At 60.0% G+C, this 13,332-nt stretch carries 12 protein-coding genes; 7 read left to right on the top strand and 5 right to left on the bottom strand.

The genetic code is table 11. From position 1 onward, the window contains the following. Positions 1–93 precede the first annotated feature (93 nt). From RBB49_RS00265 to RBB49_RS00250, 4 genes are all read left to right on the top strand, one after another. Entirely contained in the window at positions 94–1,353 is a 1,260-nt protein-coding gene (locus RBB49_RS00265; RefSeq protein ID WP_306140630.1) for an extracellular solute-binding protein, read from the top strand. Between the two features lie 77 nt (positions 1,354–1,430). Continuing rightward, the gene (locus RBB49_RS00260) at positions 1,431–2,255 is read left to right on the top strand and encodes a phosphodiesterase (RefSeq protein WP_306140629.1); all 825 of its coding nucleotides are present in this window, start codon (positions 1,431–1,433) and stop codon (positions 2,253–2,255) included. A gap of 169 nt (positions 2,256–2,424) precedes the next feature. Continuing rightward, complete coding sequence (locus tag RBB49_RS00255) at positions 2,425–3,600, top strand: alpha-D-ribose 1-methylphosphonate 5-triphosphate diphosphatase (RefSeq protein ID WP_306140628.1); 1,176 nt, start codon at positions 2,425–2,427, stop codon at positions 3,598–3,600. Between the two features lie 184 nt (positions 3,601–3,784). Next, positions 3,785–4,372 carry an NAD(P)H-dependent oxidoreductase gene (locus tag RBB49_RS00250; RefSeq protein WP_306140627.1) on the top strand — a complete coding sequence of 196 codons (588 nt, stop codon included), beginning with the start codon at positions 3,785–3,787 and terminating at the stop codon, positions 4,370–4,372. Between the two features lie 97 nt (positions 4,373–4,469). On the opposite strand, the gene RBB49_RS00245 is transcribed toward RBB49_RS00250, so the two are convergent. Both RBB49_RS00245 and acdA read right to left on the bottom strand, forming a co-directional pair. Continuing rightward, positions 4,470–5,870, bottom strand: a complete 1,401-nt coding sequence (locus RBB49_RS00245) for a tetratricopeptide repeat protein (RefSeq protein ID WP_306140626.1) — start codon at positions 5,868–5,870, stop codon at positions 4,470–4,472. Between the two features lie 42 nt (positions 5,871–5,912). Next, a complete protein-coding gene (gene acdA, locus RBB49_RS00240) occupies positions 5,913–7,130 on the bottom strand; it encodes a 3-sulfinopropanoyl-CoA desulfinase (RefSeq protein ID WP_306140625.1) in 1,218 nt (405 codons plus the stop codon). A 152-nt stretch (positions 7,131–7,282) separates the two neighbouring features. Between acdA and RBB49_RS00235 the strand changes: the two genes are divergently transcribed. Both RBB49_RS00235 and RBB49_RS00230 read left to right on the top strand, forming a co-directional pair. Beyond that, positions 7,283–8,146: a LysR family transcriptional regulator gene (locus RBB49_RS00235; RefSeq protein WP_306140624.1), complete on the top strand. Its 864-nt coding sequence runs from the start codon at positions 7,283–7,285 to the stop codon at positions 8,144–8,146. A 133-nt stretch (positions 8,147–8,279) separates the two neighbouring features. Beyond that, positions 8,280–9,167: a DMT family transporter gene (locus RBB49_RS00230; protein WP_306140623.1), complete on the top strand. Its 888-nt coding sequence runs from the start codon at positions 8,280–8,282 to the stop codon at positions 9,165–9,167. Between the two features lie 207 nt (positions 9,168–9,374). Here RBB49_RS00230 and RBB49_RS00225 read toward each other — a convergent pair whose 3' ends face one another. The 3 genes from RBB49_RS00225 to RBB49_RS00215 all read right to left on the bottom strand — a co-directional run bounded on the left by RBB49_RS00225 (position 9,375) and on the right by RBB49_RS00215 (position 11,565). Beyond that, on the bottom strand, positions 9,375–9,758 hold the full coding sequence (locus tag RBB49_RS00225; protein ID WP_306140622.1) for a hypothetical protein: 384 nt from the start codon (positions 9,756–9,758) through the stop codon (positions 9,375–9,377). Between the two features lie 14 nt (positions 9,759–9,772). Continuing rightward, positions 9,773–10,033: a hypothetical protein gene (locus RBB49_RS00220; protein ID WP_306140621.1), complete on the bottom strand. Its 261-nt coding sequence runs from the start codon at positions 10,031–10,033 to the stop codon at positions 9,773–9,775. Positions 10,034–10,653: 620 nt separating this feature from the next. Beyond that, positions 10,654–11,565 (bottom strand): LysR family transcriptional regulator, encoded by a 912-nt coding sequence (locus RBB49_RS00215; RefSeq protein ID WP_306140620.1) that lies wholly within the window; start codon positions 11,563–11,565, stop codon positions 10,654–10,656. A 139-nt stretch (positions 11,566–11,704) separates the two neighbouring features. Here RBB49_RS00215 and RBB49_RS00210 point away from each other — a divergent pair, with 139 nt between their 5' ends. Next, positions 11,705–13,330 (top strand): ABC transporter substrate-binding protein, encoded by a 1,626-nt coding sequence (locus tag RBB49_RS00210; RefSeq protein ID WP_306140619.1) that lies wholly within the window; start codon positions 11,705–11,707, stop codon positions 13,328–13,330. Positions 13,331–13,332 lie beyond the last annotated feature (2 nt).

The raw sequence follows: 13,332 nt of genomic DNA, 5'->3' as shown, positions 1-13,332 counted from the left end.
GCGGTCCCATCACCGAAATCCCACTCAAGGGATCACCTGGGAACGGGCGAGTTTGGCGACCTGCCGTTCCCCCGGCAACAGACGGAGAGTTCCATGAAAAAGACCCTCACCGCAATAGCAATGCTGCTTGCGGCTTCCGCCGCACAGGCAGAAGACACGATTACCATCGAGTTCGCTTACCCCTACAGTCACCTGTTCGATGTGACCTATGAAAAGATCCTGCCCAAGTTCAAGGAGCAGCATCCCAACATCGACGTGAAGATCCGCGCCACGTACGAATCCTACGAGGACGGCACCAACACCATCCTGCGGGAAGCTGTCGCCGGCACGTTGCCCGACGTCACCATGCAGGGTCTCAACCGTCAGGCGATCCTGGTCGAAAAGGGCATCGCCAAGTCGCTCGAGCCGTTCATCCTCAAGGAAGAAGACTTCGCCAAGGACGGCTATCACGATGCGATGCTGTCACTCGGCACGTTCAACGACGACATTTACGGCCTGCCGTTTTCCGTCTCGCTTCCGGTCGGCTATTACAACATGGACGTGATGGCGAAGGCCGGCATCACTTCCGCCGATCAGCTTCCCAAGACCTGGGACGAGGTTGTCGAGGTCTGCGGAACGCTGCGCGAGGCCGGTGTGAAGAACCCGATGTTCTGGGGCTGGAACATCACCGGCAACTGGTTCCTGCAGGCGCTGATGTGGTCGCAGGACAAGGCGACCATGGAAGGCAACGAAATCCAGATTGCATCGCCGGAAGGCCTGAAGGCTCTTGAGACCATGAAAGGTCTTTTCCGCGGCTGCGACATGCAGAATATCGAATGGAAAGCGGCGCTTGCGTCCTTCTCCGCCGGCGAGATCGGCATGATGTTCTGGTCGACCTCCGCGCTGGGCGCGGTCGAGCGTGCCAAGGGCGATTTTGAACTGAAGACCAACGAATATCCGGGTCTGGTTTCAAGCGGCCCGATGGGCCTGCCGGCCGGTGGCAACGCCGCCATGCTGGTTTCCTCCAGCGACGATCCGAAGGTTCTGGACGCGTCCTGGAAATGGCTGAAATTCATCACATCCGGTGAAGGCGCTGCCGATGTCGCCCGCACGACCGGCTACATGCCGCCGAACAAGGCTGCGAACGAAGTCATTCTTGCCGACTTCTACAAGCAGAACCCGAACAAGGAAACGGCGGTGCGCCAGCTGCCGCTGCTGCGTGACTGGCAGGCCTATCCGGGCGACAACGGCCTGGCAATCACCCAGGTTATCTATGACGGCATCGAAGGTATCGTCACGGGCGAGTTCGAGGACATGGGCGAACTACAGGAAGACCTGAGCGAAGAAGTTCAGGACCTGCTGCCGTCCAACTGATCACGCTTCTTTCCGAAAACCGCTGCTGCCCGCGTCAGCGGGCAGCAGTCCAATCAGAACAACAATCGGAGGAAGATGTGAAACTTCTTCAACTGACCGACATTCACCTGACCACGCCCGGTGAAACCATTGGCGGACGCGAACCGAACGATAATTTCAAGAAGGCGCTCGCTCATGCGGTCACCCATCATCCGGATGCGGATGCGCTTGTCATCACGGGCGACTTGTCCGACTGGGGCGATCGTGCCGACTATCTTCGGCTCAAGGACCTGATTGCCGCCTCGCCAGTCCCGGTATCCCTGTGTATCGGCAATCACGACAAGCGCGATGTGTTCACCTCTGTCTTTCCGCATCTTGTCGACGAAAACGGCTTTGTCCAGTCGGTCCTGGATCTTCCCGGAGGCCGCGCGCTTCTTCTCGACACGTGGGGTCCGAATTCGCATGCAGGATACTACTGCGACCAGCGCCTGCGCTGGCTCGACGCGCAGCTGAGTTATTCGCCGGACAATGTCTTCCTTTTCATGCATCACAATCCCGTCCCGACCGGGATCGCGCCGATGGACAAGATCATGTTGCAGGATGCCGACGCATTCGGAGCCGTCGTCAGGAAGCACAGGTCCAGGATCCGGCATATTTTTCATGGCCATTGCCATCTGCCGCTTTGCGGATCGTTTCATGGGGTGCCTTTCAGCGCGCCGCGCGGAACCAACCACGCCGGATGGCCAGACTTCGGAAATGGCGGCAACCTCAGCGCGTCCGATCTTCACGAGAGTTATGCCGTCATTCTGGCCGACGACAGCTCCGTGATGGTGCACATGGTGGAATACGGCTATCGGGGTGAAATCCGCCGCGAGGGTTCACCGGATTATGCCGACTGGAACAGACTGACCATGGTGCGGTAAAAGGATTGGCCCGGACACGATGCGCGTTTCGGGCCGAACCCTCGGGATGTCACAGTCTCTTCCCCAAACTGTCACATTAGGTGCCCGGTTTGGGAGTAGAAGGCCTCTTTCCTGAACAAACACGGCGCGATCCCGTCAACACGGGTCGACTGCCGAGCCGGAGTGAGCCATGACCTTTGCCGACAAGACCCTGCCGACCGGAAGCGAACTGACCGTTCTCAAGAACGCCAGGATCGTCCTCGCTGATGAGGTTGTCGAGGGGCACGTGGCTGTCTCCGACGGGCAGATTGTTTCCATAGACACGGGTCTTGCGCCACAGGCCGGTCTGGATCTGGAAGGAGACTACCTGATCCCCGGCCTTGTCGACATTCACACCGATCATTTCGAGAAACATGTCTACCCGCGCGCGCATGTGAGGTGGGACCCGCTGCGCGCCGCCCTTGCGCATGACGCGCAGATTATCGGCAGCGGCATTACCACGGTGTTCGACAGTCTTTGCGTCGGCGCGACAGTGACAAGACCGGAACGGCGCGAAGTGCTCGGGCCGATGGTGGACGCCATCGAAGCGGCCCAGTCGGCCGGGCTCTTCCGCGCTGAACATCTCGTGCATCTTCGCTGCGAGATCACCGATGCGGAAACGGCGCGGCTGACGGAAGAAAACATCGGAAAGCCGATCGTGCGCATGGTTTCCGTCATGGAACATCTGCCGGGCCGCCGTCAGAGCAAGGACATCGAGGCCTATATGCAACGGCGCATGGCCGATACCGGCGAAACCCGCACCGAAGCGGAAAAGTCAGTGCAGGGCCTTTTGAATTTCTCCGACGATATCAGCGCGAAGGTCCGCCCGGCTGTCATCGCGCTCGCCCACGCGCGCGGCCTGCCTCTGCTCAGCCACGACGACACCGAATTGCATCATGTCGACGAAGCGCTCGCCGAAGGCGTCACGGTGTCCGAGTTTCCATGCACGCTGGCGGCAGCGCGCAAGGCAAAGAGCCACGACATGTTTGTCGTCGGTGGCGCCCCCAATGTGCTTCGCGGTGGCTCGCAATCCGGCAACGTTGCCGTCAAGGACCTGATGAGGGAAGGACTGGTCGATATTCTGGCGTCCGACTACGTACCCCGGTCGATGCTGGACGCCGCCTTCATGATCGCCTTCAATGAGGACTTCAACGAGGATCTTCCGGCGACCCTCCGGACGGTGACAAAGACACCGGCTGACGTGTCCGGCCTGACGGACAGGGGAGAGATCGCAATCGGCAAGCGCGCGGACCTCCTGCAGGTTGGCCTCCATGCTGGCCATCCGGTCGTCAGACAGGCCTGGCTGAAGGCGCGGCGCGTCTTCTGAGAACGTCGCCAATTGCCGCCGGAGCATCGTTCCCTGCTTTCAGGAAACGGCTTTGATTGAATTTTCTGCTTGATCTCAAGTTAACCTGAGGCCCTAGAACCTCCGGCTGTGAGCAAGATCAGCCAGGCGGGCAATTGGTCTTGGCACGTGTTTCACGTCCGACAGTCAAGACTGGAGATTGCCTGTGCACATACTGACCGTTCTGGATCATCCCAACCCGAAGTCCTTCTCTGCGGCCGTTGCCAAGTCCTTCATGGAAGGGGCGCGGTCCGCGGGCCATTCGGTTGAACTTGCGGATCTGCATGCAGAGCAGTTCGATCCGCGCTGGACAATGGCCGACGTCGAAGCGGACGGGGATGCCAGCGCGATGGAAGACGTTGTGCAGGAGCAGGTCAGGATCGCCCGGGCGGATGCGATCTGCCTTGTCTTCCCGCTCTTCTGGTGGGGCATGCCGTCCATGACCAAGGGATGGATCGACCGCGTCTGGAGCTGGGGCTGGGCTTATGATCAGCTGGATGATCCGGAAGGATCGCTTCAGCGCAAGCGTCCGGGCGTTCTTCTCGTTCCAGCTGGTGCGCGGTCAGACGAAGTGGAAGAGAAGGGCTATCGACAGGCACTGGAAACCGCCTGGATACGCGGAACCTTCGGATATTTCGGAGTGACGCCGCGCAAACTCGAATTGCTCTGCGGTGCTGACGGCTCGAAGGAAAGGCGGGACGACCTGCTTCAAAGAAGTTTTCAAACGGGCAGGGACCTGTGCCCCGTTCTCTAGACGGGCATCCGGCAAGGCACGCGATCACCTGATTTAACCGCTGGCTTGCCGGTCCGCTGCAGGTTGGTATCTCGCCAAGTTCTTCAGGGTATCTATGTCACCTTGCCAGAGCCTTGCGGGATTTCTCAAGGGCCCGGGCGGCCTCGTCTGTCCGGCCCATGGTTTCAAGAATGCTGCTGTAGTTTTTCCAGGTCCAGCTGGAATGCACCTTGTCGCCCAGCCTGTCGGCAAAAAGCGCCCGTGCCTTGAGGGCATCGTGACTGGCCTTGGCCGCGTCCAGCATGATCATCATGAAGACGTCGCGCTGCGCGGCGCTGCCACCGATCCGGTTCAGGCTGTAGCGCACGGGTTCCATGCGTGCGACGGCAGTCGCAAAATCACCGTCGCAGGCGCTCTGTAGCCCGTCGGCAATGGCAAGGCCGACATCAGCACAGATCCGTGCCTGTGTCCCGTCGAGGCCGGACCAGTCCCGCAAACCGTCCTGAAGCTGCTGAGCTGCGGCCCTGTCGCCGTTGGCCACGAGGGCCATGAGGTAATGCAGGGAGACAAAGATCAGGTCCTTGTCGCCGAGATGCTTTTGCGCCACCGACGACAGGTCGCTCCAGCGGTCGCCGACATCGATCCCGAACATTTCCAGCCGCCAGAGCAGCGACGAGCAGTTGCAGATGTCGAGATAGAAATCGGATGCAATGTCCGAGGCGACCTGCTCGTCGTAGATTTTCAGGACCAGGTCGAACTCACCGCGTTCAAGGTGGTAGAGGCATTTGTGCCAGTAAAGGTGAAAGCGGAAATTGTTGACGGTTGACCAGTCCTTCTCAAGGCCCGCGACCCAGGCGATGCCCTCTTCGTGGCGTTCGGTCATTTCCAGCACATGCGCGATCGAGTGCACCGACCAGGCATCCTGCGGATTGCGGGCCACGGCTGCGCGTCCGTATTCTTCGGCCTTTGCGTATTCCCCGGACTCTTCCAGGCCGAAGGCATACATGCCCAGCAGGAAGCCATAGTCCGGATGGTCTTCAGACCAGAGCGGCAGCACCCGCGCCAGCGAGTCGCGCATCTGGCGGCCGTTGCCGGAATAAAAATGCGTGAAATGGGCCAGCCTGAGCGCAAGTCCGTCGGTCGGATGCTGAAGCAGGATATCTTCCCAGATGCGCGTGGTCTTCTCCAGATCACCGTCGCACCATGAAGACAGCGCCGCGGCATGCTGCTTCTCGCGTTCGTTTGCATCGATCCTGGCAAGATGACCGTTCAGATCTTCGGACGTCCTGGCAGCACGCGCGGAATGGTTTGAGCTGCCCATCAGTTTGGCAAAATAGCCCTTGGCGCAAAGGGCCATGGGCATGTCCGGATCGCTTTCCAGGAGGCCCTTCAGAATCGCGCCCGTCTCACGCCGAAATCCCATATAGGCGGTTGTAAGCTCGCAGAACGCCTGTGCGCTGTCAGGCGAACTTGAGGTGTAGCTCAGATCGTTCGCATCCTTGTAACTGCTCAGTCCCATGCCGATCGGCCTCCCGGTCGCCGGAACTTCGCTCTATGTGCTTCAAGTTCCCTGGCGCGTTTGCGGTGTCTTTATCCCAAGGACGGACCCGGCGACCTGTGTCTTCAGGATCTGTGCGGTTCCGCCGCCGATCGTGAACATGCGTACATCGCGGTACATGCGCTCAAGCGGCTCCAGGTCACCATAACCGCGCGCGCCGAACATCTGAAGGGCGTCATTCACCACCTTGATGGCATTTTCCGACGCGAAAGCCTTTGCCTGGGCCGCCTTCGTCATGTCGGGGAAGCCGGTCTCGGAGAAAGCCGCAGTATGCGCGGCCTCGAAAAGCATCAGCCGGGAGGCATGAACCAGTGCTTCCATGTCGGCGATCATCCACTGAAGCCCCTGGAACTCGGCCAGCGGCCTGCCGAACTGCTCCCGCTCCCTGACATACTGCTTGGCACGGTCCAGTGCCCCGGCAGCAACCCCCATTGCGATGGTTCCGGCACCGACCCGCTGACTGTTATAGGCCGTCATCAGGTCCTTGAACCCCTGTTCGAAGCCGGACGGGGTGCGCAATACCATGTCGTCCGGCACTTCGAGATTATCGAAGCTGAGTTCCGCTTCCGGCATGCCGCACAGTCCCATCGTGCGTTCAAGGCGCACCACTGCAAAACCGTCGGGTTCGATGCCTTTTGCCGGGTCGACATGAACGAGAAATCCGCCGATGCCGAGTTCGGATCCGTCTTCGTCAAAGGCGCGGGCAAAGATCAGATAAAGCTTCGAAACGCCGCCACCGGTGATCCAGTGCTTGCGGCCATTCAAAACCCAGTGATTGCCCCGGCGGTCCGCGCGCGTGGTCATTTGTGTGGCGGCGCTGCCCGCATCCGGTTCGGAAATGCAGATGGCCGGTTTGTCGCCCGCCAGCACGATCGGGGCCGCGAATGCGCGTTGCGCGTCCGTGCCATAGGCCATGACGGCGCTGATACCGCCCATATTCGCCTCAACCAGGACCCGCGCCGTCAGCGTGCAATGGCGCGCTGCTTCTTCCACCACTTCGGCGACCTGGAGAAACGATGCCCCGCCGCCACCGAAGCGCCGCGGGATCGTCATGCCCATGAGGCCGGCTTCTGAAAGATCTGCGATATTGGACCAGCAATAGCTGCGCTCCCGGTCCCACCGGGCAGCTCGGTCCGCGATCCCGGGTGAAAGGTCCCGCATCCGGTCGAGCCACGGATTGGCCGTCCGGTCCCTGGTGAAGAAAGCGGCATGGGTGTTCATGGAAATGGCCTCTTCGCGGACGGATATCCCGGACCGCCCAGCCCGTCGTCTTGCCCCTTGAAGACATGACAGCAGGATAATCGTTACAAAACCAATGGAAAAGCGATAAAAACTAAGATATAAAGTTAGAAAACCTAACGCTATCGCATCTTATGAACCTTCGCTTTCTCAAAACAGTGATCGCCGTGTCGCAGCACAGTTCGCTGAATGCGGCGGCCAGAAGCCTCGGTTTGAGCCATTCTGCCGTCAGCCTTCAGATCAAGGCGCTCGAGGAAGAACTGAAGTTTCAGATCCTCGACCGCTCCAAACGCCCTCCGGTTTTGACGGCCGAAGGCCTTGCGCTGGTGGAACATGCCAGGCGCATGGAGGATATCTCCAGCGATATCGAGGCCCTTGCCGACAGGCGTCGGCTGCATGGCCGGGTAACGCTCGGGGCGGTTCCATCGACAATTTCAAACATCACCGCTCCGGCGCTCGCCGCCATTCATGCCGAACACCCGGACCTGAAGGTGGAGCTCATGGTGGCGCTCTCACAAAGGCTGATCGAACTGGTGAGCGACGGCACCGTTCACGCAGCCCTTGTGACTGACCCCAAGATGGACGATCCCAACCTGGCGCTGGCGGGGATCTGCAACGAACCGTTTCACGTCATCACATCGCTGACGGAGCCGCTCGGCTCGCTGGATGAACTGCTCGGCGAGCGCTCCTTCATCTGGTTCGACCGCAGAAGCCGGTTGTCGCAACAGGTCGAGGCCTATCTGCTGGCAAGGGGGCTGCGCCCGAAAACCGCGATGGAGGTCGACTCGTTCGAAGCGGTCGAAGCCCTGGTCCGCTATGACCTGGGTGTTTCCATTCTCCCCAAGCGGGCTTTGACGGAGGTGCCGCAGGGCATCCGCAGTTGGCCCCTCGATGCGGGAGCGTTTGAGCGCCGCGTCGTGCTCGCCAGCCGCCGCAATGCACCGCGAAGCCGCCTGATCTCCAAGATCGCGGAGGCCATGCGCCTGCCGTTCGCCTGAACGCGTTGGCGCGGGGTGACGGCCCTGGAGGCTCCGGTTCACGGCATCCAACGAGCCGATAGAAACTTTTCGCTTAATTTGTCCGGTTGAAAATCCTATAAGTCATCTGTTCTACGCGAGTTTTGGCACCTTCATGAAAATCAGGCCCAGTCTTGGCGGTACGGGGCAAGGCATCTTGCTCATGATCGCGACGATGTTTCTTTTCAGCGTGATGGACGCGATGGCCAAGGAGGTCGCGCACCGCACCGATACCGTCATGGCGGTCTGGGCGCGTTATACCGGACAGACGGTCGTGGTCGCGCTTCTGGCCGCGCCGCGGATGAAACAGGTCCTCAAGACCCGGTATCCGGGACTGCAGCTGCTGCGGTCGATTTTCCTGCTCCTGGCGACGACCTTCTTCTTTTTCGGCTTCGTGATCATCGGCCTGGCAAACGCCGCCGCGATCATGTCGCTCAACCCGGTGCTCATAACCGTTGGCGCGGCGCTGATCCTGGGCGAGCGTTTCGGGCCACGCCGGGCTGTCGGCGTCGGCGCGGCGCTGGTCGGCGCGCTGATCATCATACGCCCGGGATCGGATGTGTTTTCGAGCGCCGCTCTGCTGCCGCTCTGTGCCGCCTTTGCCTATGCTGGCTATGCGCTCACCACACGCTTTGTCGGCCGCAACGAGGACGCCTGGACATCGCTGCTCTATACCGCCGCCTTCGGCACGATCGTCTTCAGCGTGATTGTGCCGTTCTACTGGGTGACGCCCGATCCGACGGCGACGACGTTGATGCTGGTCATGGGTGCGGTCGGCGCGCTTGGCCATTTCTGTGTCATCCGGGCGCTCATGGTCGCAGAAGCCAGCGCCATTGCTCCGTTCACCTATGTCGGGCTGCTCTTCGCGATCATCTGGGGCATGGTCTTCTTTGGTGATTTCCCGGATACGTTCACCTATGTCGGTGCCGCCGTGATCGTCTCCGCCGGCGTCTATGTCTGGCACCGCGAAACGCTGCGGGTTCGGAAGGTGCCGCAGGGGTGAGACGGGCTTAAGCGCCGACGATCAGATGTCCCGTGCCGAGAACCGGGGCACAGCCGCATGTTGCCGCGGCTTGACGGCCAAGTGTTTGGTCTTGGGGAACGTTCGCCCGTGTCATCCCGGAGCAAATTCGGCACGGCATTTTGCGCGCAGTCAGATGCGAGCTTCCACGACCGCCCACATGGGCCCACCCTTCGCTTACACGAAGTCTTAACCCATCGATTTTTCCCTCAGAACGTCGCGCGTGATTTGCAGGTTCGCGCCGTCCAGAAAGACCTTTGGAACGGTGGCGATACCGCTAGTCATCAGTGTTAGGTTTCTGTGGGAGTGAACGAGCAATTGCTCGCGCTTTCTTTTGAGGGCTGATCTGCCGAAAAAAGGGAGCTTTTCGGTCTGAAGGCATCTCAGCGTTGATGCAAAGCCATTGACTGCTTTCAGAACCTCCGCCAGGGACTTGTCGATTTCTCCGCCAATATTTCGTTTGGAATCATCATCTTTTATAGCGTCGTATTTCTTGAAGTTGACGGAAAACGCGTTTCCGTAGCTGTTCAGCATCTCTATGTACTGATCGATTATGTCGTCAGTCAGAACCATGATGGCCGCGCGCTCTAATCCTCAATACTCTTCACCCCGGCAACGATCAGAATGACCTTGGAAACGATCAGGACAAGGATCACGGGGACATGCCAGCCGAACATGAAAGTGATCCAGCTGACGAACGCGAGGCAGAAGATCACCAGGGCTGTGGCAGTCGCCAGGAGGGTGCCCGCCCGGATCCACTTTTTGCCGAGTTCCTGTTTTTTCTTTGCATGCCGGTCCTTGTCCGTTTCCGGATAAGGAGCCCATGCCTCGAAATTGGCCTTCGCCATTGTTCAGTGCTCTCTCGTGTTGGAGCCTGGGATTGCTGCCGGATGAGCCCCGGCAATTCCTTGCCGAAGCGCTGGCGCCGGGGGCGCACAATGCGCCTGTTGGGCGATGATTTGCGACGGAGGACGACTGGGTCCGCAAAAACCGGTCGTACCGGGGACCGGCTTTTCCTTGGATTTCCGCGCAAATGTCAGCTTCGGTACCGGGGCGGTCAGACAGAACGTCATAGGCTGATCAGTCGATCGGCTCTGGCCGCGTGGCGCTGGTTCGACAGCGTTCCATGGTCAGCTCACGGCTCAATAGATTGAGCCCGGTGTTCGTGAATTCGAAGGTCATGAATCAGCCCCGCTACCTCGTTGCAGTTGCGTCAGGCTATGGTTGCAATCGGCGGCGGCGTTAGGCGGCTAGCGCAACAAGTTGCGGGCTGTCCACAATCATGTGCCAACGAGATGGACTGCGTCCTGCTTTTCGGAGTCCGGAGATGCCTGGTCCGAGAAAATCCGGGGACCTGACCGGTGCTCTTGCGGCAATGCGAGCGGATATGGGTCGGTCCGGCACACGTTGCGCAGCACCTGACCTGGATACGGCGGAGGACGGCGGTTCCGGAGGTCTCCCGCAGGTCTTATCGGTTCGGCGCGACGGCCCGGTCATTGAGTGTGGCTGCGAGCTGGTTGGCGAATCTGGCGGAGGCGACGGAAAGGGTTCGTCCCTTCATCTGCATCAGCGTTAGATTTCCGTATGTAACGTCGCTTTTGGGGAGAGGGCGGAACACGAGCCGGTCGTCCCCGGTCAGGTTCAGCCCAATGGGGAACTGAAAGCCGACGGCGCGTTCGTGCTGAACGTAGTGGCGCATGAACTCGAATGAGTCGGCTTCCGCAATCGGCTCCAGTTTCTGCGACATCCGGCTGACGGCCAGGTCAAGGAGGAAGCGGATACCGATCCGTTTTGGCGGAACGACATGGGGGAACCCCAGGCAGTCGCGGAGCCGAAGATCCCGTTTTTCGACAAGCGGATGGTCCTTCGCCATGACGGCGAAGACAGGTTGTTCCACGGAGAGCAGAACATCGAAGTCACCAAGATGGACCGGCTCGAAAACAAGGGCGAGGTCGCTCTGGAACGCCCTGAGATCTTCTTCGGCCGCTTCCCGGTCGCGCACCTGCACGGAGAAGGAAACTCCGGGATGTTCTGCCCTGTAGTCCGCGATCTGGGCCGGCATGAAATAGGGCTGAAGGGCCTGCGAGCAGGCAATGCTGACATGGCCGCGGCGAAGACCGGACAAGTCGGCAACCTGGCTGCGCACACGCTCAAGGTCTGCCATTTGCCCGCGTATGTGCTCGATCAGGAGTTCGCCTGCCGGGTTGAGCCGGACGCCGCCATGGAGACGTTCGAAAATGGGAGCGCCGAACTCTTCTTCGAACCCGAGGATGCGCCGGTTGAGCGCCGACGACGTGATGTGCATGTCTTCGGCGGCCTTCCGGATGGAGCCGGCCTTGTTCACGGCATCGATCAGTTTGAGGGTCTGAAGATGTTTCATTTTCAGGGCCTTGGCAGTTGTGCTGCAAATTTTGAAGCACAAGGCTGCAAAAATAGCAATAGAAGTACGCACCCGTTCCGCGCATCGTGCTGGAAAGCGGGAAGGGCGTATCGCGCCTTCCTTCCAAGAGGGGATTGATATGACCAACGACACTTCACGCCGCAGTTTCCTGAAAGGTGCCGGCGCAACGGCGTTCGGAGCATCGGTTTTACCGTTTTTGAAAGTGCTGCCGGCAACGGCGGCCGGAAATGACGTGGTGGTGGCCGTCACCGGTCAGACCATCAACAGTCTGGATATCCATCGCACGGGCACGAACCGGCCGAGCTACCAGGTGGCGGTGAATGTCTACGACCGCCTCGTCAGCTTCGGCACCAAGACGCTCGATGACGGCAGCCTGTCTTACGATTACTCCGTTATCGAGCCGGAGATCGCGGAAAGCTGGGAGTTCACCGACGACGGCATGGCGATCGTGTTCAAACTGCGCCCCGGCGGGAAGTTTCAGGACGGATCTCCTATTACGGCCGATGACGTGAAATGGTCGTTTGACCGCGCCGTCAGCGTTGGCGGATTTCCGACCGTGCAGATGAAGGCTGGCTCGCTTGAGAAGCCGGAACAGTTTGAGGTCGTCGACGACATGACCTTCAAGATCAATCTGCTGCGCAAGTCCAAGCTGACCCTGCCGGACCTCGCCGTCCCGGTTCCCATGATCATCAACGCCAAGGTCGCGCGCGAACATGCGACGGACGACGATCCCTGGGCAATGGAATATCTGCACAAGAACCCGGCCGGGTCCGGTGCGTTCAAGGTGGCTTCATGGAAGCCGGGCGAACAGCTTGTCTACGAGCGCAACGACAACTGGACGTCTGGGCCGGTGCCCGCCGTCAAGCGGGTCGTGCTGCGCGAGGTGCCGAGCCCGGCGACACGGCGCGCGCTTCTGGAACGCGGCGATGTCAACATGTCGTTCAACATGCCGAACAAGGACGCCAAGGAACTCTCCGGTGAAGGCGACATCACCATCGCGACGACGCCGATCGAAAACGCGATCTACTGCCTTTGCCCGAACCTCTCCTTCGAACCGTTCAAGGACAAGAAGGTGCGTCAGGCGATTGCCTGGTCCGTCCCTTACGAAGAGGTGTTCCAGACCGCCGCCTATGGCCGAGGTGCACCCATGTGGGGCGGTGACGCGACCACACCGGCCGACATCGCCTGGCCGCAGAAATTTCCCTATTCGACCGATCTGGACAAGGCCAAGGCCTTGCTGGAAGAAGCGGGATACGGGTCGGGTTTCGAGGTGCCGCTGTCCATTTCGCTCAGCCAGACCGACTGGATGGAGCCCGCGGCGCTGCTGATCCAGGAAAACCTGGCCAAGATCGGGATCAAGGCGACCATCGAAAAGATCCCGGGCGCCAACTGGCGGACGGCATCGCTGGTCGAAAAGCGTTTGCCGCTGCACCTTGAAACTTTCGGCGGCTGGCTGAACTACCCGTGCTACTACTTCTTCTGGGCCTATCTGGAAGGCCATCTCTTCAACTCGTCCAACTATCGCAACGAGGAGATCGAGACACTCACATCCGAAACGCTTCACATGAATGTCGATGATCCGGCCTATGCGCCGAAGATCAAGCGGATGATCGAGATCGCCTGGGATGAAGTGCCCCGCATTGCCCTTTGGCAGCCGGCCCTGAATGTGGGAACGCGCAGCCTGGATGGCTATGAATACTGGTTCCACCGTCAGCTCGACGTTCGCGGACTGAAGAAGGTCTGAGC

This window comes from Roseibium sp. MMSF_3412 (assembly GCF_030733265.1).
Lineage (GTDB): Bacteria > Pseudomonadota > Alphaproteobacteria > Rhizobiales > Stappiaceae > Roseibium.
Note: the sequence above shows the minus strand (reverse complement) of the source record. Positions and strands in the feature narration are given on the sequence as shown.

Excerpts from the sequence above, each read along its gene's own strand:
- RBB49_RS00255 (WP_306140628.1), top strand. The coding sequence starts at position 2,425 with ATGACCTTTGCCGACAAGACCCTGCCGACCGGAAGCGAACTGACCGTT.
- RBB49_RS00220 (WP_306140621.1), bottom strand. The coding sequence starts at position 10,033 with ATGGCGAAGGCCAATTTCGAGGCATGGGCTCCTTATCCGGAAACGGAC.
- RBB49_RS00235 (WP_306140624.1), top strand. The coding sequence starts at position 7,283 with ATGAACCTTCGCTTTCTCAAAACAGTGATCGCCGTGTCGCAGCACAGT.
- RBB49_RS00230 (WP_306140623.1), top strand. The coding sequence starts at position 8,280 with ATGAAAATCAGGCCCAGTCTTGGCGGTACGGGGCAAGGCATCTTGCTC.
- RBB49_RS00215 (WP_306140620.1), bottom strand. The coding sequence starts at position 11,565 with ATGAAACATCTTCAGACCCTCAAACTGATCGATGCCGTGAACAAGGCC.
- RBB49_RS00225 (WP_306140622.1), bottom strand. The coding sequence starts at position 9,758 with ATGGTTCTGACTGACGACATAATCGATCAGTACATAGAGATGCTGAAC.
- RBB49_RS00210 (WP_306140619.1), top strand. The coding sequence starts at position 11,705 with ATGACCAACGACACTTCACGCCGCAGTTTCCTGAAAGGTGCCGGCGCA.
- acdA (WP_306140625.1), bottom strand. The coding sequence starts at position 7,130 with ATGAACACCCATGCCGCTTTCTTCACCAGGGACCGGACGGCCAATCCG.
- RBB49_RS00245 (WP_306140626.1), bottom strand. The coding sequence starts at position 5,870 with ATGGGACTGAGCAGTTACAAGGATGCGAACGATCTGAGCTACACCTCA.
- RBB49_RS00265 (WP_306140630.1), top strand. The coding sequence starts at position 94 with ATGAAAAAGACCCTCACCGCAATAGCAATGCTGCTTGCGGCTTCCGCC.